Below are 20,242 nucleotides of genomic sequence, written 5' to 3'. Positions count from 1 at the left end.
CGAAACGCCCTGACTTCCAGCCATTCTGTCCAGCGCGGCAACAGCGCCGACCTGCTCTTTCCCCCCGCAAGACTAGTTGGATTCATTCACTTTCACAGTGAATGAAGATCTTCGAAGAGATGGAAATCCTTGCTACCTGCACACATGGGATTCACATCATGCACACATGTCGAGCACGTCTGAAACACATCCCGTCAACTGGCCTTGCCCCGTTGCTCCGGCGAAGCTTCTCCCGGCCCACAAGGCCCCCGACCCTCTTGAAGGAGCTTCCATGCGCACGAACCTGCGCCTCGCCGGCACCGCCGCAGCCGCCCTCTGCGTGATCGGTACAGCACTCGCCGCGACCTCGGCCACAGCCACCGCGGCGCCGGCCAGCCTCTACGCACCGTCGGCACTGGTCCTGACCGTGTCCTACCCCGGCGGATCGACCGACACCGCAGCTCGCGCCGTCACACTGAGCTGCGCGCCCGGCGCCTCCGGCACCCACCCCTCCCCCGCCGCGGCCTGCGCGGATCTGCGCAAGGTCGAGGGCCGGCTCGACTCCCTGCTGTCCACGACGCCCGGTCAGGTCTGCATGCACCTCTGGTCCCCCGTGACCATCACGGTCGACGGCGTCTGGCAGGGAACCCGCACCTCCTGGAAACACACCTTTGCGAACGCGTGCGAAATGAACCACGCGGTCGAGCAGAACAGCCTCTTCAGCTTCTGACCTCACCGACGCGCCCTGGGCCAGGACACGCGGGATTCGAAGGAGACGTTCTCCTCCTCGGCTGCCCGCGGCCTGGCATCGGGGCCGAACATGGCGGCGTGAGCAACAACCGGCGCCCCGGAACGGGAAGCACCCTGCACGGTCTCACGCCCCTTGGCCGCGCTCTTCACCGAGTGCGCAGCCAAGGTTTCGGCCTAGCAACGCCGTCGGACTCTCCGCCCCAACCACCTTCACACCGCCGTCTCCAGCCCCGACCCACCTTCGCACGCGGCCTGCGGCTCACACGCCGGGCGGAGCGGACAACGCTTGCCCGGGCGCGAACGCTGCCGGTCCAGCAACCGGCCGCGCCCGGATTGGGTACCGTCCCCGTCCCAGCGCGACCGGACTGCCCAGCGGACACCCTGACTGATCATCAAAATCTCGACCAGCTGCGGTCCGTACCGCACAAACGGGTTGGCAGATGTCTCGGCTGCGGCCAGATGATCGGCTCGCTTGCACCACCCCGTGCACACCGTGTTCACGCGGCACTGCAAGGGCGTCGTGCGGGTGGAGGCGTCGTTCTCAGCGGACGGCCAGCACCAGACCGAGCGTGTCCGTGATCAGGTGGCGCTTGCGTCCTTTGATCTTCTTGCCGGCGTCGATGCCCTGGCTGGTCTCGGCGACGTTTGCCGAGGTCTTCACGCTCTGCGCGTCCACCACGGCCGCGGTGGGCTCCGCGCTGCGGCCGTGAGCCCGCCGGGTCTTGTCGCGTAACAGGTCGTGGACCTGCTGGGCGGTGCCGTCCGCTTCCCACTTCGCGCAGTAGTCGTAGACGCTCTTGTGCGGCGGGAAGTCGTGCGGCAGGTACTCCCAGGGAATGCCGGTGCGGTTGACGTAGAGGATCGCGTTGACGATCTCTCGCAGATCGTGCACCCGGGCCGCCGTGCCGGGTCCGGTTCGTCTCGCCCGCCAGGCGGTGAACACCGGTTCGATCAAGACCCAGCGGGCGTCGGACACGTCACTGCGATACGGACGACGAACACTCACGCCTCATGCAACGACCACCAACAGTGCCAGTCACAAAAACATCCCAGAACACCAACTACCTAGATCAGATGCCCTCTAAGGCTGCTCCTGGGGATTCTCGTAGGCAGTGGTCCGATAACGGCTGCGGAATTCAGCCAGCAGCTCATCGGTGGCTTCGGCGCCGACGCTCACGGCGGCGTGGACGTCGCGGAAGTAGTTCTCGTAACCGGCGGGGGTGTAGAGGCACAGAGCGCGTGCCGGGACCGAGCCCGCATTGCGAAAGCCGTGCGGGGTGCCCCGGGTCGCGGCGAGCAGACACCCGGGGCCGGCCGACACCTCGCCTTCCCCGGTGTGGAGGGTCAACTCACCCTCCAGGACGTAGAAGTATTCATCATGTCCTTCGTGCACATGAGGTCTGGCACCGATGGTGCCCGGGGCGAGGCTGAACTCTTCGAAGGCGAAACGGCCTCCCGTGTGCTCGGCGGTGAGCCGAAAGTAGTGCGCAACACCGGCGACATCTATGAGCTCACCGTCCTCAGGGCGGCGCAACAACGGGCGGGCGGGTATCCGGAACTGATCATCGGTCATGGCGGCATTGTCACCCATGGCAAGTGCGAGCAGTCCCGCAGTGCCTCCGTCGGTGGTCCCGCCGCAGACCACCGCCCTGGTCCACGCACTGGCCGCAGCCCCAACGCAGCGTAGCCAAACCCAGCATCCGACCGAGAAAGCCCCAGGTGGCGAGACACGCGAGTGACCGGGCCAGGACCCGTGCCCATGCCGGGTACGGCATACCATCCTGCTGGTCTGTTGGTCTGCGGGTTCAGCCGGTCTGTTTCAGGGGTCCCATGAGGAGGTCGCAGTCGAAGGTCGATGAGTACGCCGTGATGGGTCCAGCGTGGTCGCATCCTGCACACGCTTGATGCTCAGCGATGAGTTCGGGCGGCGGATTGGCTCTGCCCTGGTTTGACACGCATCATCGCCGACATCTCGGTCTCCCACTAGGACTTCCTCACCGGGCCCACCCCGGCCCGGACAACGGTCTGGGCTCCGGCGGCGAGGCCCTGCACACCTGGGCGTTGTCCGAAGGCCTTGACAACCGCTGGGTCCTGCGCGAGGGGACCGCCCTCTCACCCGCCGTCGTCCTCGGCCGCCGGCTTTTCGACGTGGTCGACGGGCCGAAAGGCACAGGTTGGCACTCAAGTCGATGGAATTCAAGACGCGGACAATCCTAACGGTCCTCTTTGATCTGCCATCAATTGAACTTCCTGCTTCGGCGTCTTGAAGCTAAGCGGAAGAGCGGAAGGCTCACTCGGCCGTATGAGTGGTTAGTTCGATGAGTTGTTTTTCAGAATGAATACTGGGGTAGCTTGGCGGCGGCCCGTAGTCCTAGATGAGGCGGAAAGCATGCGTGCACGTAGAGCCCTGGCCATCGCGATCGCCACCCCTGTCCTGCTCGCCACGATGGGAATGATTGGTACGTCCGCAGCCCCTCCGAAAGAGTCCAGCATCGAGGGATCAATCGCCCAGTCGAAGCCTAAACCTACCGCTGATCGCGTAGACGGCGATGGTAAACAGCCTACCGATGACGAACAGGATGAAGGTCTCTTGAGCGATTTCACGAGGCAACTCCTGTAACGCTATTCTCCTGCGGAAGGGGGCGGGGGCGCGCCCCGGGAAGTTGTGAGAGCGTAAAAGGTCCCGGCAAGACTGCATACTTGCCGGGACCTCTCGGTCCAAGGAGAGTCGGTCTTGTGATCCTGGGCTGCCCGGGCCCAGAGGGCGGCGCCTGTGATCCGAACTCGTTCCTCGGCGCTTGCCGGGAAGAGAGCTACGCGTGCTGCGGGACCCTGTTCATCCTGTACCCCCGGTCCCGGCTCGGTCGACCACGCACGGCCGGGCAGCAAACACCACGTCATCACCGACGCGCAGGGCATCCCGCTCGCGGTGTCGCTGACCGGCGGCAACCGCAACGACATCACCCAGCTCCTGCCCCTGCTCGACAAGATCCCGCCGGTGGCCGGCCGCGTCGGCCGCCCCAGACCCAGGCCCGACGCGCTGCTCGCCGAGCGCGGCTACGACCACGACAAGTACCGGCGCCTGCTATGGCAACGGGGCATCCGTCTGGTGAACGCCGAGCGAGGCCAGCCGCACGGCTCCGGCCTGGGCATCTTCCGCTGAGTCGTCGAACGCACCATCTCCAGGCTCCACGGCTTCCGACGCCTGCGCATCCGCTGGGAACGGCGCGACGACATCCACGAGGCCTTCCTCGGCCTCACCGTCCGCCTGATCGCCCACTGCCACGTGTAACGCCTTTGCCAGGGCCTCTTGGCGGCGCCGAGGACCTGGTCCAGCTGCTTTTCGGGGCTGTTGCTCGCGTCCTTCATGCGTGACAGTCGCCGCACACCTACAGACACTTGCCGTGGCCGTCGTGGTCGGTGGTGACACCTGGTTCATGGTGTCCTCTCTCCCTTCCCTTCCGCACGCATGTGCATTTAGGGAGCGCTCCTCACCACGAGCGCGTCACGTACCCACGCTGTGGCAGCCCTCGCCCGGCGGAGCGAAGGATCTACCTGATGTGGAGCTGAGTATGGGTACTCATGCGCCTGCCTCGCCCACGCAGGCAAGGTGGCGGGCATGGACCTGCCTGTCGCCCCTCCGGCCTTCGACGCCACCACCGGCCCGCGGCCGCGCCACCGTGCCGACCTGGGCGCCGACATCGGAGCCGGGTGCGGTCTGGTCTTCCTGGAGCTGATCACCTTGATGTCGGTCTTTGGGCTCTGGTTCCTGTCCGGGTTCAACCTCGACCCGGCCAAGACCGTGCACGCCGACTCGTTGTGGGGGTATCTGGTAGCCGCTGGTGGAGTAGGAGTTTTCGCCATCGCCGCGAGCGCGATCGCCGCGCGGGCCGGGGCTGTCGTGACGGTTGTCAGCCAGGGCATCATGGCCACCCTGATCCTCCTCATCGTCTTCGGCGGGGCTACGGCACAGTCCCACCAGGACAGGTCCTGCCGTGACATGCCGTCAGCGGCGGGGTGCAACGGCTAGGAGCTGTCCGGGCGATTGCGCCTGCTCGGGAGTGGGCTGCCACTGTTGTAGGCGTCTGGTGGCGCATCGCGTCGCGGACATTCACCAACAGATGCGCGCTTTATGCTGATTATGCTGAACACTTGCTGACCGCACGCCAGTAAACGAATGAAGACCGTTCCGGCTCCACGCCCAGGCTCGACAGACGAACGGAAGCAGGGTAGGGATCAGGCCCTGCAGGCGCATCGAGATCCTCGTCACTTGCGACACGCTTGAAGCTCTTCGGTGAGATTGCGGCGGTCTACGACGTTTGTCGCCGGCGTGGGTGGAAGAGCGGTACCTCGCTCGCGCCTCCCGTGGGCCTTACCGGCATCCGGTCCTCGTACCCTCCGTCGATGCCGACCGTGCAGCACCTTTCCGCAGGCGACCTCACGGTCCGCAAAGGGGAGTTTCCCCGCGCAAAGGGAACCTCACCGGTACCAGAGGGGAGCCACCCGGCCGGCCCGCAGTCCCCGTGGGTGAGCACCGGAGGTCATCCATCCGGGCTGAACGCTGAGCACTTTCCCGCGCTGGAGCCTGGAGCATTGCACAAGCCAGGCCCAGTACCGGCAGCCGTTATATGTGTGGTCGTCTTAGGTGCGACCCGGATCGAGGGATGAGAGCCGCATCCGCAAGGATTTTCTACACGAAGAGTCTGTACATGCGTGCTTGAGTCGCTGTTAGAGTCCGCATGCTCCAAGCGGACAGCGGGCTCCTCGGAACACCCTGGAGACGCCGCTGCCGCAGCTCCTGAGCGAGCTCCCCACAGGGAGCGATCGGCTCATGCACAGCCACCACTCCCTGTTCAGCAAGCGACTCGGACATCGCCCCCTGCGCGTTACGCGACGGCCACACGGCCGGTCGCCCCGCGCACGTGAGAGGACTCGATGAAGACAAGACGTCTGCGGCAACTCGTCGCAGGAAAAACACTGGTCATAGGCGCAGCAATCGCCCTGGCAGTGCCAGGCGTCGCGTACGCCAACACCGTGGGGGTCACGGTGAAGACCCCCGGTGCCACAGCCGGCCCGGCCTCCACCTTCTCCGAGATCACCACCAACGCGCACTGCACAAGCGGCCTGCTCTCCGGCGGCGGTATCAACCAGGCCATCGGCACCGGTACTTCGTCCAACGGCAACAAGATCAACGGCACCTCGCCCAGCCCCGACGGCAGCACCGAGTACACCGGCTCCACCGGCGTGGTCGGCACCGACGTCACCTACTGGCTCGGCATCGGCGGCAGCGGAGGAGCGGTCAACGCCGACTTCTCCAGCACCCCGTACGCCCTGTGCTTCACCAGCAACCTCATCAACCACACCCAGGTGGTGATGAACAAGCTCGCCGGACCGACCACCAGCGGCACGGTCGGACTCGTCACCGCCACTTGCCCCGCGAACACCCGCCTGCTCGGCGGCGGCGCCCGCATCACACCCGCGAGCGTCGGCAGCCTCAAGCCGATCGCGAGCTTCCCCACCTTCAACAACTCGGCGCACGACTACGGACAGAAGGCCGCGGCCGACGGCGAGACCAACCCCGACTCCTGGACCGCGGTCGGCTGGAACGGCGGCGGCGGCAACAGCAACAACACCACGTACGCCTATGCCATCTGCAGCGGCAACAACATCAACATCAGCGGTACGACGGTCAAGGTGCGCTTCAGCGAGGTCAGTGGCCCCACCTCCGCCACCAGCGGGCAGACCGCCACCGTCGGCTGCGGCGGCAACGACGGCAAGCTCGTCAGCGGCGGCGCCGCGATCAGCGGAGGCAGCGTCACCACCACCGACTTCACCGGTCCCGGCTCCGCCGGCGACCACCTCAACGGCAGCTACCCCAGCGACTCCGGCGGCACCCCGGTCACGGACGGCACCACCACAGCCGCGTACTGGACCGCCTCCACCCACACCGGCGGCACCAGCTCACCGAGCACCTCCTCCGACGTCTGGGCGCTCTGCGCCGACGACGGCGTCTGAGTCACCGCGTGAGCCGACGCCGCCACGGCGTCAGCTCCCCGCCGATGATCCAACTCCTGCCTCAGGGAACCCCGTTGAGCCTCCTCAGAACCAAGCTCCTGCCCGCTGTCGGAGCGGCCGGCCTCGTTACGGCGATACTCGCACCGCTGCCGGCGAACGCCGACGTTCCGGCTGATTCCGCCACCGCGTCACCCTGCGGCGTCGGCGGCGTGTTCACCGCCTCCCCGCCCACCTGCACGTACGGCACTACCGGCACGGACACCTTCACGGTGCCCGACGGGGTGGACGCCGTCACCGTCGACCTGTACGGCGCCGAGGGCGGCAGCGCGGCCGGCTTCGTCGCCCCCAACCCGCCGAACACCGGAGCACCGGGCGGACTCGGCGGCGAGACCCGGGCCCGACTGGCCGTCACCCCGGGCCAGAAACTCCAGATCACCGTGGGGGCCGCCGGTGTCCCGGGCAGCTCACGGCACGGCGAGTTCGCCCGGCCCGGCGGATTCGGTCACGGATCCGGCGGCGGGGGCGCCCATGGCGGCGGAGGTTCCGGGGGCGGCGCCTCCGACGTGCGGCTTGATGACTTCGGCGCCGCCGACCGGGTCCTGGTGGCCGGCGGCGGAGGAGGAGCGGGCAACGGCGGACCGCTCCTGCACGGAGGGGACGGAGGCGGCCCTGCCGGCCAGGACGGCGGCCAGGGCGGCGGCCCCGACGGCTCTGGTGTCGCCGGCGGCGGCGGAAGCCAGACCACGCCCGGCACCGGCAGCCCCAACTCCGCCCTCGGCGGCCCCGGAGGCCCCGCGAGCGACACCGACCCCAACACCGGCCTGCCCAACCCCGGCAGCGGCGGCCCCGGCGGCAACGGTGCCCGAGGCGGCAACGGGGGCGGTGGAGGCGGCGGTGGCTACTTCGGCGGCGGAGGCGGCTCCGGTGGCGGCAACCCGGGCAACCTCTACGGCGCCGGCGGTGGCGGGGGAAGCAGCTACGCGACACCGGCCGCGTCCCAGGTCTCGCTGCTCCAAGGAGTCAACCACGGCAGCGGCAGGGCGATCGTCTCCTTCCGCTACAGGACCACCGTCTCCCTCACCCCGGACACGTCCACCCCCCTGTTCGGCCACCCCGTCACCTTCACCGCCGCCGTCCACGCGGCGAACCCCGCCGCGGGCACCCCGAGCGGGACGGTGACCATCTCGGACGGCACGACACCGCTCGCCACCGTCCCACTCGAAGGCGGCCGGGCCCGCTTCACCACCGGCGGCCTCCGACCCGGCTCCCACGCGCTCACAGCCACCTTCAGCGGCGACCCCGGCTTCACCCCGGGCGCGACCGACAGCCCCACGGAAATCACGGTCGGCTTCAGCCGGCCCTGCATCGCCGCCGCCCACCACGGCGTCCTGACCGTCGCCGCCGACGAGGCGATCTGCATCGGCTCCGGCGGCAGCCAGGACGGCAAGGTCACGGTGCAGCCCGGCGGATCGCTCGCCGTATCCGACGCGCGGATCACCGGACCCGTCACCGCCGACGGAGCGCTCGCCCTCACCGTGTGCGGGTCGACGCTCACCGGTCCTCTCACCGTCGAACACAGCAGTGGCTACGTACGGATCGGTGGCGAGCCGACGACCTGCCAGGGCAACCTCGTTCGGGGCGCGTTGACCATCGACGCCAACACCGGCGGCATCGCGGTCAGCGGCAACTCGGTGACCGGGCCCGTGCGGATCACCGGCAACAGCGGCAGCGGCCTGCTGCCCGACGAGTCCGCACCCGCGTTCGAGGGCAACCACGTCGAGGGCCCGCTGTCCTGCGACGGCAACGAACCGGAGCTGCACCAGAGCGACAACACCGTGAGCGGGCCCCGGTCCGGACAGTGCCGATGACGTACCTGGCAGCGCCCCGTCAGGGAGGCCATGCCGGCGGAGCGGCAACAGTCCGGGGAGGGCGGTGTTGTGCACCGCCCTCCCCAATAGCGTGAGGAACGTGGCGCAGCGCGTCGTCGTCCAGGTAGGTCATCGCCGCGTCCAGCTCGAACTCCGCCAGGCCGTGTCTGATCTCTGCTGAGGACAGCGCCTCCAGGGTCACTCCCGCACGCGGATGGCGGTCGCAGAAAGGGGTGGTCAGCGGGGACATCACGGGCACGGCCGTGGGTACGCCACCCAGCCGGAGCGTTCCGGTCAGGCCACCGCGCGGTGCCGACAGTTCCTGCCGGAGCGCGTCCTGTTCGGCGAGCATCCGGTGCGCCCAGGCCAGGGCCACTTCGCCCTCGGGGGTCAGGCCCTCGTACTAGCAGGCGGCTGCGGCGCGGGCGAAGTGGAGTTCCCTGGCGGGTGCGACGAGGTACTCCAGCTGGCGCAGCAGCATGTGCGGCCTCCGCGAGGAGAGGGGACGGCTAGGGTTCGAGCGTGCCGACGTACAGCATTGGCCAGGCCGCGCGCCTGTTGAGAGTGAGTCCGGAGACCGTCCGGCGGTGGGCGGACGCGGGTCGGCTGCCGATGGGGCGGGACGGCTCCGGGAACCGGGTGATCGACGGTGCGGGGCTGGCGCGGTTCGTGCGGGAGCGGGCGGCCGAGAGCGAGCGGGGCGGGGTGGCCGGGCCGCCGACCTCCGTGCGCAACGCGCTCACGGGCATCGTCACGGCCCTGGCCATGGACGATGTCGTGGCCCGGGTGGAGATCCAGGCAGGTCCGCACCAGATCGTGTCCCTGGTGACCCGGGAGGCAGTGGAGGAGCTGGCTCTGGACGTCGGGGTCACGGTCGTCGCGCGGGTGAAATCGACGAGCGTGAACGTCGAGCGGTCGTAGCGCCCTGCTGTGCCGCTCGCGTCCGTGCGGCACAGCAGGGCCGCCCACAGATCGAGGCGGTCACGGAGGCGGGACACGTTGTGGCCCGTGAAGTCCTCGATGCGCTGGATCCGGCAGTGAACCGTGCCGACGTGCAGGTGCAGCGCCTCGGCTGTACGGACCCAGGAGCCGTCGTGGGCGAGGAAGACCTCCAGGGTGGTCAGGGTGGTGGCGTCGGTCAGGGCCGAGGTGCCCGGCCCGGTCCCCCGGGCGGACGTCAGGGCGCAACAGGCCTCGGCCAGGGCCCCGGCAACCCGGTCGCTTCGGTAGCCGGTGAGGCGAGCCCGCCGTGCGGCAGGACGTCCGGCTCGCAGGCGGCTACCAGCGGCCAGATCCGTACCAGAGCCGCGGCGGCGTCCTCGGGTACCACTGCGAAGGCGCTTCCGTCGGGCAGGCGCCCCACCGCCGAGAACGCCGGGGTCGTGTGCGCTACCGCTTCCGTCAGTGCGCCCTGCGACGGTCCCTCGCGCCGTACGCCGGTGTCGGCCACGATCACGGGGTACGGACCGTCCGCCGGCAGACCGCAGGCGCGCAGCGCGCCGGCCAGGTCACGGGCTTCGGGAGCGGCCGGCAGCCTGCCGAGCTCGTCCGCCGTCCGCTGTTCGGTGGCCCGACGGTGAGCCAGCCCATCCTGGCAGCGGGCAAGGACGGCGCTGATCTCTTGCAGCAGGCGAGGTGGCGGCGTCAGGACGTAGGCCGGGTCGGCGTCGGGATGCGTGAAGGCGGTGGCGAGGATCAGGGCCGGGTCGGCGTCCTGCGACACCAGCCGGTTCAGCCGGACGCGCACATGCTCGGGCAGCGCATGGTGGCGGCTCAGCCCGCCCCACTGCCGCAGGTACACGGCGTCCGTGATCGCACGGAACATCACATGGGCCGGCACGCCCGCGACCGGAACGCCATGCCGCAAGCACGCCTCGACCAGATCGTCCGACACCGCGCCATGCGTCTCCTCACCGGCGAGCAATGCGACGGCGCCCGCGTCCTTCAGGCCGGAGACGAAGCGTTCCGCCTTGTCCTTCCCCCCGCCCGCGCTCCACCAGACAAGACCGCTGAGCACGACCTCGTCGGGCCGGACGAAGCGGGCCGGGTCCTCCAGGTCGGTAACGGTGACTCCGCTGATCTCGCGCTTCAGCAGTGCGTCCTCGGCCCAGAGCAGACGCACGCCGAGGGACTCGTCCTGAAGGAGATGTTCGACGTGCATGCGTTCCGGCTCCTCGTACGGCTGCCGGGGGCGGTGCCTGACACTCGGTATCTCACATTCCCCAGGTGCATGCGAGTCATCACGTCGTAAGTGCCAGAAGAGGTGAGCGGTATGCCTGTTGGTTGATTCACCAAGTATCGGGCTGGAAAAGCCGTCGTTTCCGTGCTGTGAACCAGTCGTTCTGGCCGGTTCTCGTTGCTTCACTGACGGTCATGGACCTCAACACGGTGGTGGAGATCCGGGACGCACGCCACCCGGCTCCCTGGCGACCGGGCGACGGCTGGCTCGGCGGCGGCACGTATCTGTTCTCGGAGCCGCAGCCGCACCTGCGCCGCCTGGTGGACCTGAGCCGGATGGGCTGGACCCCCGTCCAGCGGCACCCGGACGGCTCGCTGGAGATCGCGGCCACCTGCACCATCGCCGAGCTGTCCGGGTTCGCGAAGGCACTCGTGGCCGAGGCGGCGCCGCTCTTCGAGCAGTGCTGCCGGGCTTTCCTCGCCTCGTTCAAAATCTGGAACATGGCCACGGTCGGCGGGAACCTGGGCAATGGCCTGCCGGCCGGCCCGATGATCTCCCTCACGGCCGGTCTCGACGGGGAGTGCCTGCTGATCGCCCAGACCGGCGCCCGCCGCCGGGTCCGGGTTGTCGACTTCATCACCGGAGCGGGCCGCAAGGTCCTCACCGAGGGCGAGTTGATACGTTCGGTGACCCTTCCGGCCCGCGCCCTGACCTGCCGAACGGCCTTCCGACAGGCGTCGCTCTACGGCCTCGGCCGCTCCGGTGTGCTGATCATCGGCACGCTGGATCCGCTGGACGGCTCCCTCGCGATCACCATCACCGCGTCGACGGTCCGCCCGTTCCGGCTGTGGTTCCCTCTGCCGCCTACCAGCGAGGCCCTGAGGTCGGCGATCGAGGCAGCCGTCGCCGACGACGAGTGGTTCGACGACATTCACGGGCTGCCCGAGTGGCGGCGGCACATGACGTTCCGGTACGCGGAGGAGATCCGCCGGGAGCTGGGAGAGGCGGCACGATGAAGGTCGAGGTCAACGGACGGTCTCATGAGGAAGAGCCACGCCCCGGTCAGTGTCTGCGCACTTACCTGCGCGAACGCGGCTGGTTCGGTGTGAAGAAGGGCTGCGACCAGGGAGACTGCGGCGCCTGCACGGTTCACGTCGACGGCAAGCCGGTCCACAGCTGTCTGTACCCGGCCTTCCGCGCCGACGGCCACCGGGTCACCACGGTCGAGGGTCTGGCCTCGCCCGAAGGCGACCTCCATCCCGTCCAGCAGAAGTTCCTCGACGCACAGGGCTTCCAGTGCGGCTTCTGCACGGCCGGCTTCCTGATGACCACGGCGGCGCTCGACGAAGACGAACTGGCCGACCTGGCACGGGCGTTCAAGGGCAACCTGTGCCGCTGCACCGGTTACCGGGCCATCGAGGACGCCGTACGTGGCGTGAAGAACACCGAGGAGCCGGCGCCCGGCGAGTCCGTCGGGCGAAGCCTGCCCGCCCCGGCCGGACCGCAGGTCGTCACAGGCACCGCTCGCTACACGTTCGACGTCGACGTGCCCGGGCTGCTGCACATGAAGCTGCTGCGCTCACCGCACGCCCATGCCCGCATCCTCGCCATCGACACCTCCGCCGCCCTGCGCGTACACGGCGTGCACGCCGTGTTCACTCACTACGACGCGCCGGAACGGCACTTCTCCACCGCCCGGCATGAGCACCCCGAGGAAGATCCGAACGACACTCGAGTCCTGGACGACACCGTCCGCTACATCGGCCAGCGCGTCGCCGCCGTCGTCGCCGACAGCGAAGGTGCCGCCGAGGAGGGCTGCCGCCGCATCGAGGTGACGTACGAGGTGCTGCCCGCCGTCGTCGACCCCGAGGAAGCCATGCGGCCGGGCGCGCCGATCGTGCACGACAAGGACGCGAAGACTCACCGCATCTCCCGCCCCGAGAACAATGTGGTGGGCGAGGCCCACGGCGAGATCGGTGACATCGAGGCCGGCTTCGCCGAGGCCGACGCGGTCTACGAGGACACCTTCCGCACCCAGCGCGGGCAACACGCCAGCCTGGAGACTCATGGAGCCGTCGCCTGGTTCGACGAGGACGGCCGGCTCACTGTACGTACCAGTTCCCAGACCCCGTTCCTCACCCGTCGCGCCCTGTGCGCCCTGTACGACCTGCCTCTGGAGCAGGTGCGGGTGGTGGCGGGCCGGGTCGGCGGCGGGTTCGGCGGCAAGCAGGAGATGCTGGTCGAGGACATCGTGGCGCTGGCCGTCCTGAAACTGCGCAAGCCGGTGAAGCTGGAGTACACACGCGCCGAGCAGTTCTACGGCGCCACCACCCGGCACCCCTTCACCATCCACGTGAAGGCGGGCGCCCGCCGCGACGGCGTGCTCACGGCCCTCCAGTTGCGGGTCGTGGCGAACACGGGCGCGTACGGCAATCACGGCCCGGCCGTGATGTTCCACAGCGTCGGCGAGTCCATGGCGATCTACCGCGCCCTGAACAAGAAGGTCGACGCCTACTCGGTGTACACGCACACCGTCCCCGCGGGCGCCTTCCGCGGCTACGGCCTCGGCCAGGTGATGTTCGCCGTCGAGTCCGCCTTCGACGAACTGGCCCGACGACTCGACCTGGACCCCCTGGAGTTCAAAGCTCGTAATGTCATCGGCGCCGATGAACCGATGGTCACTCCGGGCGGCCACGAGGAGGACCTGCACATCGCGAGCTACGGCCTGGACCAGTGCATCGGGATCGTGCGCCGGGCACAGGCGGAGACCGATGCGGGCCTTCCCGCACCGGAGGGCTGGCTGGTCGGCGAGGGCGCGGCCCTGGCGATGATCGCCACCGGACCGCCCGGCGGCCACATCGCCGACGCCAAGGCCACGCTGCTGCCCGACGGCACCTTCGATCTGGCCGTCGGCACCGCCGAGTTCGGCAACGGCACCACGACCGTGCACAAGCAGATCGCGGCCGGCGAACTCGCCACCACCGTCGACCGGATCACCATCCGCCAGTCCGACACCGACGTCGTACGCCACGACACCGGCGCCTTCGCCTCCACCGGCACCGTCGTCGCGGGCAAGGCCACCCTGCGCGCCTCACGCGCCCTCGCCGACATGCTCCTCGACTTCGCCGCCGCCCACCTGCACGTCCCGCGCGCCGACTGTCGGCTCGCGGAGGAGGCCGTCCTGCATCCCACTGGGCGCCTGACACTCAAGGACCTGTACGCGGCCGCCCGTGCGGTCGGCGCCGAGGTCACCGCGGACGGCAACTTCGGCGGTACTCCGCGCTCGGTCGCCTTCAACGCCCAGTGGTTCAAAGTGGCCGTCGACCCCGGCACCGGCGAGATCCGCATCCTGCGCAGCGTGCACGCGGCCGACGCGGGCAAGGTGATGAACCCGATGCAGTGCCGGGGCCAGGTCGAGGGTGGGGTCGCGCAGGCTCTCGGCTCCACGCTCTTCGAGAACGTCCGCATCGACGCACACGGCAAGGTCGAGACGTTCGCCTTCCGCCAGTACCGGCTCCCGCAGTACGCCGACATTCCGCGCACCGAGGTCCACTTCATGGACACGGCGGACGCCATCGGCCCCCTGGGCGCCAAGTCGATGAGCGAGAGCCCCTTCAACCCGGTCGCCCCCGCCTTCGCCAACGCCCTTCGTGATGCGACCGGCGTCCGCTTCACCGAACTGCCCTTCACTCGCGACCGGGTGTGGCGGGCGATGCGCGACGCGGGCGCCACGGATCAGAGGGTGAGCAACTCCTCGTAGAACCCGCCGAAGCCCCGCTCACGGTCCACGAGATGGATCTCCAGGATCCAGTGACAGCGGCGCCCGGTCTTGTCGGTGCGCCGCAGCGGGGTGTCGTTGGCAGGGGTGATGTACGACTCGACGTCCGCTCCGTCGATCGTCTCGTGCGGGAATTCGCCGACCAGATGCCCGGCGTGCCAGCCGCCCGGCTCCCAGCCGGCCTCGGCGGCGAGCCGGGCGACTTCGGCGTGCAGGGCGGCACCCGTGATCTCCGGATCGGCCTCGAAGAACCGTTTGCCGGCCTTGAAGACCTCAGGCAGGTCCTCGCGCAGCCGGTGCTTGACCGGGTCCTCGCCGAGGACGAAGGTCCGGCCGAAATCGGCCTCGTACTCCTCGAAAATCGGCCCGAAGTCAGCGAACACGATGTCGTCCGCGCCGATCACCCGGTCCGGCGGGTTCTCCTTGTACGGCAGGAGGGTGTTCGGCCCGGACCGCACGATCCGCTTGTGCCAGTGCCGGGTCGTCCCGAACAGCTCGTTCGCCAGGTCCCGGACGCGGTCGCTGACTGCCCGCTCCCCTTGGCCCGGCGCCACCAGGCCGCGCCTCGATCTCCGCGAACAGCCGCGCCGCCTTCGCCTGGGCATCCAGCAAGCGTGCGGCACGTGTCGGTTCGTCATCCGCCATGGGCCGAACGTAGCCAGCCAGATCGCTAGCGGCAACGGGATTCCAGTGGCCGGACTCCGACGGCTTGGCACGTGCCGGGTACCCTCCCCGGGCGATCGAGCGAGAGAGAAGGCTGACGATCGACGCAGGCACGGTAAATCGAGGGGTTCGATAGCCGACCGAGTCAGACTCCTACGGCCACCATCACGATCAGTACGATCATGAGAAGGACGATGTAGGCGGCGGAGTGGACGCGGTCCGGGACACGGCTGGTGACTCGCCTCGTCACGGCGATGGCGGGCAGCGATCCGATGAGTAGAGCGGCGCCTGCGGTGAGATCGACGTAACCGAACTGACCTGTGCCGACGGGTGCGGTGGGGGCAAGGGCGTAGACGAGTGTCGCGGCCACGGCAACAGGGACACTGAGGGGGTTGGCCATGGCGGTGGCTTCGGCCATGGGAAGACCCTTACGCCGGAGCAGTGGGACCGTCATGACACTGCCGCCGACGCCCAGCACGGCGGCCACCAAGCCGATGCCGATTCCACCGAAGGTGGTCGTGCCCCGGCCCAGGGGCTTCGGGCAGGTCTGGTGCGCCACGGACAGGAAGCCCTTCCGCACCAGACTGTCGGCAATCGTCACCACAAGGTAGGCGCCGAAGAGCAGGCGCAGCGCTGTACCGCCGATCAAGGTGGCTGCGAAGGATCCTGCGGTGGCGCCGATCGTGATGAACACTGCCAGCGGCCAGACATAGTCGCGGCGCAATCGGCCCTGACGCCGATGCGCGAGCGCCGCCACGGTGGCATTGACGACCATGACCGCTGCCGAGGTCGCGACGGCGACGTGCATGGCGTCCGCTCCGGAACGCGCCGTCACCGTCAGGAAGCCATAGACGACGGGGACGGTGATGAAACCGCCGCCGAAGCCGAAGAGCACCGTCGTGATGCCGGTCAGGCACCCGAAAAGCAACAGAGTGGAGAACGAGGTAGGCACCGGCAAGACGCTAGGGATCACGCGGCCTGGCGGGCAATCGATGACTTGCCAGCTTCCTACGCGGAGCAGACAGATCGCAGGGTCCCTCGTAGCCTCATGGCATGCGCAACATCCTGGTCGCGGAGGTGGACGGCCTCGATCGTGCCGTGCTGGCCATCGGCACCGACTATCCCGATGACCACCTGCTGGTCCGGCACGAGCACCGCCGTGCCCAAATCCTCTACGCGGCCACCGGCATCATGCGGGTCGAGACAGCGGACGGCAGCTGGACGGTTCCCACCGCCCGCGCGGTGATGATCCCGCCCATGACCAGGCATCAGGTCAAGATGACAGGCGTCAGCACCCGCAGCCTCTACATCGAACCCGCTGCCGTGCCGTGGTTTCCCACGCGATGCCAGGCCGTTGACGTCTCCGCTCTGCTACGAGAGCTGATCCTGGAGGCCGTTGAGATGGAGCCCCGGTATCCCGAGCACAGCCGTGACGCAGCGGTCGCCACCCTCATCCTCCACGAGCTCAAGAGCCTCACCCCGCTGCCCCTCGACGTGCCGCTGCCATCCGATCCGCAGCTGCGCAACCTGTGCGAGGAGTTTCTGCGGAAGCCCGACATCCACGACCCGCCCGGACGCTGGTGCGCAGTCCTCAACGTCAGCGAACGCACTCTCGCCCGGCTGTTCCAGCGCGGCACCGGCTTGAGCTTCTCGCAATGGCGGCAACGCGCCTGCATCCTGCACTCCCTGCAGCACCTCACCGCGGGGATGCCCGTGACGCGCGTCGCGGCCATGCTGGGCTACGACAACCCGGCCGCCTACACTGCCGCGTTCAAAAGGCTCCTCGGCCGACCGCCAACGGCACACAAGAGCCCCGATGCTTTTTGGCTCGACCCAACAGCGCGGCGTGAGAGGCACGCTTCACCTCGCTGATGAGCCTGCCCCGCAGTCGAAGAAGGTAGGTCAGCAGGCAGTGCCACATCCGAGTTCCCTGGCCCACTCCTGCAATGCGGGCTCGGCCAGGCTGGTGCCCAGCCAGTCGTGGTCGAGGTCGGCTCCGGGAAGGGACGGTACGACCGCGATGTAGAGTCCGGCGGCACGCGCCGAGGCGATGCCTGTGGCCGAGTCCTCGAAGGCGACGGAACGCTTCGGGTCCACACCGAGTGTCTCGCATGCCGTGAGGTAGAGCTCTGGTGCGGGTTTGGGGGAACGTACTTCGTCAGCGGCGAACGAGTGGATGAAGCAGTCGGCGAGGCCGGCCGACCACAGTGCCGCGTCCAGCAGCTCCCGAGGGCTGTTGCTGGCTACGGCGACGGGTACGGCTGCCCGGCAGACGCGCACCAGTTCCGCCGCCCCGGGGAGGGCTGCGGCGCCTCGGGCCAGCTCCTTGCGGACTCCTTCGAGGAGTTCGGAGGCGAGTTCGGCACCGTCGCCGAGGCGCCCGAGGTATTGGGCCATGGCCTCTCCAGCGGCCTCAACGGTCCGGCCGATGACGAGTGCTTTCTGTTCGGGACCGAAGGGATGGCCGTGCGCCGCGAAGATGGCCGCCTCTGCAACGGTCCAGCACGCTTCGGTATCGACCAGCAGGCCGTCGCAGTCGAAGACCACGGCGTCGGCGCTGGTGGGGAGCGAGTACATGCAGATGCCCTCTCGTTTCGGGTGATGGGCGGGTTGCCCGCGCGGCAGCTGTCGGCGTCTTGCGGTTGGTCGACCGGCGCCTCACTGTCCGAGCGCGAGCCGGATGCCGAAGGCGGTGATGACCGTGCCGGTGATGCGGTCGAGGTAGCGGCGGGCCGAAGGCCGTTGCAGGCGGTCCCGGAGCACGTGCGCGAGGGCGATCAGTGCGCAGGACCAGACGACGGCCAGGAAAACGTGCACACCGGCCAGGAGCACGCCCAGAGCGATGTGCGGGGCGCCGGTGGGGATGAACTGCGGAAGCACCGCAACGTAGAAGGCGCCCATCTTCGGGTTGAGGCGGTGCGCAGGATGAGTGCGGTATCCAGTCCGGGAGTGAGCGTAAGGAGTCCCACTATCAGGGTGAACGTCCCTATCGCATCCAAGGTGATCATGACCGGTCACCCTAGGTCGGCGGCTGGAGAACGTCCATATTTCTGCCCGGAATCGGGCAGAAATGGCGGCACTACTCCCGCTACGACGACTTCTGCGGCCACGGTCGCCGGCCCGACAAACGCCTCGAAGCACTCGGCGCCACCTGCCCCGTCCCCCGCACCGACTGCGAACCCGGCTTCGAGGAGCCTGCCGAGACGTGGCTTGCCGGCCGCGTCGGCGGCCAGGTGATCGCCGCCCTGGTCGGCGAGCCCGCTTCAGAGCACCGGGGATCTACAGATGCACATCGTCACTACCTCCAACATCCACCGCTTACAAGCGATGCGTCTTGTGGCTTCAGATAAGCATTTGCCAGGTGATTGTCGAATATCATCCGCAGATGCAGGATGGGGCAATGAAGGTGTCCTGCGGAGGAGGCGGCCCGGTGAGGGACGGAGATCACGGCACTGCAGTCCGTGGATGGCTGCGAGGCATCGAGGTGTTCGCCGGACCGCTTCCGGAGTTCGTTCCCGAGCGGGCTCCGGCAGATCCCGTGAGCCTGTTTCTGTCCTGGCTGTCCGAGGCCGTGACGGGCGGTCTGCGCGATCCGCACGCGATGGTCCTGTCCACCGTCGACGAGGCCGGCGACCCAGACGCACGCGTACTGATCCTCAAAGGGGTGGACGCCTCGGGATGGCAGTTCGCCGGGCACGGCTTCAGTCCCAAGGGACGCCAGCTGGCTGTCCATCCGCGGGCCGCGCTCACCTTCTACTGGCCCGAGCACGGCCGACAGGTGCGCCTGCGCGGGACCGTGGCTCCCTGCTCCGCCCACGACAGCGCAGCCGACTTCCTCGATCGGTCGGCGACCGCCCGTGCCGAGTCCCTGTCGGGCCGTCAGAGCCAGTACCTCACGGACACCGCTGAACGCGACCATGCTCTGGTGGAGTCCCTGGCCCTGATCGACAAGGAGCCCTCACTCGTCGACCCCGCCTGGACTCGCTACACCCTCGCACCGGCCGAGGTGGAGTTCTGGCAGGCGGCGAAGAGCCGTGTGCACACCCGGTTGCGCTATGAGCGGGCCGGGGACAGTTGGCAGCGGTTCCGGCTCTGGTCGTAGCTCGCCCATGCCCCACACTCCGACCGGCACAACCGACCGGCGTGCGGGGATCCCTTCCCCTGTCCCTGCTCACGAGGCGAGGTACCCCCCATGACCACACGCACCCAGGACGGCAGCGCCGGCGACGTCGACTACGGCGCCATCGGCTCCGGATACTCCTCCTACCGTCGGCCGGACGAACGGATCGCCCGCTTCATCGCCGAGGCCCTGGGCGACGCCCGGAAAGTGCTCAACGTCGGCGCCGGCGCCGGCTCGTACGAGAGCGCGGCGCGTGCGGTGACGGCGGTCGAGCCCTCGGAGTCGATGCGTGCCCAGCGGCCGACCCACCTAGCTCCTGCGGTCGATGCCGTGGCCGAGGAGCTGCCCTTCGCCGACGGTGAGTTCGAGGCGGCCATGACGCTGTTCAGCGTGCATCAGTGGTCCGACGTCCGGGCCGGCCTGCGCGAGATGCGGCGTGTGACTCGCGGGCCCGTGGTCATTCTGACCTGCGATCCCGCGCTGGTCCGGGACTTCTGGCTGTACCGGTACGCACCTGAGGTGCTGGACACCGAAGCCCGCCGCTACCCACTCGTCGAGGAGCTGACCGAGGCGTTGGGCGGCACCTGGACCGTCCAGAGTGTGCCCATCCCCCTGGACTGCACGGACGGCTTCAACGAGGCGTACTACGGCCGCCCCGAGATGCTCCTCAACCCGGCCGCACGCCAGGCGTGTTCGGCTTGGAGCTTCGTCGACGACCGGGTCCGCGAGCTCTTCGACGACACCCTGCGCCACGACCTGGAATCCGGCGCCTGGGACGAGGAGTTCGGCCGCCTGCGCGGTCAGCCGACGTACGAAGGCTCGCTCGTGATCGTGCGCGCGACCCCGTAAGCAGAGCAAGCGGAAGAAGAGGTACGGCACGATGGCGGGAC

16 protein-coding genes and 5 pseudogenes are annotated in these 20,242 nt (G+C 68.7%); 12 read left to right on the top strand and 9 right to left on the bottom strand.

Annotated features, from left to right (window positions below; all coding sequences use genetic code 11):
- Positions 1-271: 271 nt before the first annotated feature.
- On the top strand, positions 272-709 hold the full coding sequence (locus AVL59_RS20990; protein ID WP_067306704.1) for a subtilase-type protease inhibitor: 438 nt from the start codon (positions 272-274) through the stop codon (positions 707-709).
- A 567-nt stretch (positions 710-1,276) separates the two neighbouring features.
- Here AVL59_RS20990 and AVL59_RS20985 read toward each other — a convergent pair.
- Positions 1,277-1,735, bottom strand: a pseudogene (locus AVL59_RS20985) (IS5 family transposase); the annotation flags it as partial.
- 75 nt (positions 1,736-1,810) lie between these two features.
- Complete coding sequence (locus AVL59_RS20980; protein WP_159399974.1) at positions 1,811-2,302, bottom strand: cupin domain-containing protein; 492 nt, start codon at positions 2,300-2,302, stop codon at positions 1,811-1,813.
- A gap of 375 nt (positions 2,303-2,677) precedes the next feature.
- Here AVL59_RS20980 and AVL59_RS54505 point away from each other — a divergent pair.
- From AVL59_RS54505 to AVL59_RS20960, 5 genes and pseudogenes are all read left to right on the top strand, one after another.
- Positions 2,678-2,898, top strand: a pseudogene (locus AVL59_RS54505) (dihydrofolate reductase family protein); the annotation flags it as partial.
- 682 nt (positions 2,899-3,580) lie between these two features.
- Positions 3,581-4,021 (top strand): annotated as a pseudogene (locus AVL59_RS20975) (transposase); the annotation flags it as partial.
- A 327-nt stretch (positions 4,022-4,348) separates the two neighbouring features.
- Positions 4,349-4,759, top strand: coding sequence for a DUF6234 family protein (locus AVL59_RS20970; RefSeq protein ID WP_067306698.1), 411 nt, complete (start codon positions 4,349-4,351; stop codon positions 4,757-4,759).
- 1,004 nt (positions 4,760-5,763) lie between these two features.
- On the top strand, positions 5,764-6,744 hold the full coding sequence (locus AVL59_RS20965; protein WP_237281584.1) for a hypothetical protein: 981 nt from the start codon (positions 5,764-5,766) through the stop codon (positions 6,742-6,744).
- A gap of 74 nt (positions 6,745-6,818) precedes the next feature.
- Entirely contained in the window at positions 6,819-8,612 is a 1,794-nt protein-coding gene (locus tag AVL59_RS20960) for an Ig-like domain-containing protein (RefSeq protein ID WP_067306692.1), read from the top strand.
- Positions 8,613-8,631: 19 nt separating this feature from the next.
- On the opposite strand, the gene AVL59_RS20955 is transcribed toward AVL59_RS20960, so the two are convergent.
- Positions 8,632-8,988, bottom strand: coding sequence for a LysR substrate-binding domain-containing protein (locus tag AVL59_RS20955; RefSeq protein WP_067306689.1), 357 nt, complete (start codon positions 8,986-8,988; stop codon positions 8,632-8,634).
- Positions 8,989-9,134: 146 nt separating this feature from the next.
- On the opposite strand from AVL59_RS20955, the gene AVL59_RS20950 reads away from it, so the two are divergent.
- Positions 9,135-9,533, top strand: a complete 399-nt coding sequence (locus tag AVL59_RS20950; protein ID WP_067306686.1) for a TOBE domain-containing protein — start codon at positions 9,135-9,137, stop codon at positions 9,531-9,533.
- Between the two features lie 92 nt (positions 9,534-9,625).
- On the opposite strand, the pseudogene AVL59_RS54500 reads toward AVL59_RS20950, so the two are convergent.
- Together AVL59_RS54500 and AVL59_RS20945 are read right to left on the bottom strand one after the other, a co-directional pair.
- A pseudogene (locus AVL59_RS54500) lies at positions 9,626-9,676 on the bottom strand (hypothetical protein); the annotation flags it as partial.
- Between the two features lie 113 nt (positions 9,677-9,789).
- A complete protein-coding gene (locus tag AVL59_RS20945) occupies positions 9,790-10,773 on the bottom strand; it encodes a PucR family transcriptional regulator ligand-binding domain-containing protein (protein ID WP_067306683.1) in 984 nt (327 codons plus the stop codon).
- A gap of 212 nt (positions 10,774-10,985) precedes the next feature.
- On the opposite strand from AVL59_RS20945, the gene AVL59_RS20940 reads away from it, so the two are divergent.
- Together AVL59_RS20940 and AVL59_RS20935 are read left to right on the top strand one after the other, a co-directional pair.
- Positions 10,986-11,807, top strand: coding sequence for an FAD binding domain-containing protein (locus AVL59_RS20940; protein ID WP_067317573.1), 822 nt, complete (start codon positions 10,986-10,988; stop codon positions 11,805-11,807).
- The gene (locus tag AVL59_RS20935) at positions 11,804-14,551 is read left to right on the top strand and encodes a molybdopterin-dependent oxidoreductase (RefSeq protein WP_067306680.1); all 2,748 of its coding nucleotides are present in this window, start codon (positions 11,804-11,806) and stop codon (positions 14,549-14,551) included. The genes AVL59_RS20940 and AVL59_RS20935 overlap by 4 nt, the downstream gene beginning before the upstream one ends.
- On the opposite strand, the pseudogene AVL59_RS20930 reads toward AVL59_RS20935, so the two are convergent.
- A pseudogene (locus tag AVL59_RS20930) lies at positions 14,527-15,214 on the bottom strand (M24 family metallopeptidase). The gene AVL59_RS20935 and the pseudogene AVL59_RS20930 sit on opposite strands and share 25 nt — an antisense overlap.
- 163 nt (positions 15,215-15,377) lie before the next feature.
- Positions 15,378-16,184: a sulfite exporter TauE/SafE family protein gene (locus AVL59_RS20925; RefSeq protein WP_067317571.1), complete on the bottom strand. Its 807-nt coding sequence runs from the start codon at positions 16,182-16,184 to the stop codon at positions 15,378-15,380.
- Positions 16,185-16,285: 101 nt separating this feature from the next.
- Here AVL59_RS20925 and AVL59_RS20920 point away from each other — a divergent pair, with 101 nt between their 5' ends.
- On the top strand, positions 16,286-17,104 hold the full coding sequence (locus tag AVL59_RS20920) for an AraC family transcriptional regulator (RefSeq protein ID WP_067306678.1): 819 nt from the start codon (positions 16,286-16,288) through the stop codon (positions 17,102-17,104).
- Positions 17,105-17,134: 30 nt separating this feature from the next.
- Here the strand turns inward: AVL59_RS20920 and AVL59_RS20915 are convergent, their stop codons facing one another.
- Both AVL59_RS20915 and AVL59_RS50560 read right to left on the bottom strand, forming a co-directional pair.
- Positions 17,135-17,809 carry an HAD family hydrolase gene (locus AVL59_RS20915; RefSeq protein WP_067306675.1) on the bottom strand — a complete coding sequence of 225 codons (675 nt, stop codon included), beginning with the start codon at positions 17,807-17,809 and terminating at the stop codon, positions 17,135-17,137.
- Positions 17,810-17,890: 81 nt separating this feature from the next.
- On the bottom strand, positions 17,891-18,133 hold the full coding sequence (locus AVL59_RS50560; protein ID WP_237281583.1) for a LysE family translocator: 243 nt from the start codon (positions 18,131-18,133) through the stop codon (positions 17,891-17,893).
- 529 nt (positions 18,134-18,662) lie between these two features.
- On the opposite strand from AVL59_RS50560, the gene AVL59_RS20905 reads away from it, so the two are divergent.
- Positions 18,663-19,334, top strand: coding sequence for a pyridoxine/pyridoxamine 5'-phosphate oxidase (locus tag AVL59_RS20905; protein WP_237281582.1), 672 nt, complete (start codon positions 18,663-18,665; stop codon positions 19,332-19,334).
- Positions 19,335-19,424: 90 nt separating this feature from the next.
- Positions 19,425-20,201, top strand: coding sequence for a class I SAM-dependent methyltransferase (locus AVL59_RS20900; RefSeq protein ID WP_067306669.1), 777 nt, complete (start codon positions 19,425-19,427; stop codon positions 20,199-20,201).
- Positions 20,202-20,242 lie beyond the last annotated feature (41 nt).

Origin of the sequence: Streptomyces griseochromogenes, from assembly GCF_001542625.1 — a bacterium.
GTDB classification, from domain to species: domain Bacteria; phylum Actinomycetota; class Actinomycetes; order Streptomycetales; family Streptomycetaceae; genus Streptomyces; species Streptomyces griseochromogenes.
This window is presented reverse-complemented; position numbering and strand designations above follow the sequence as displayed.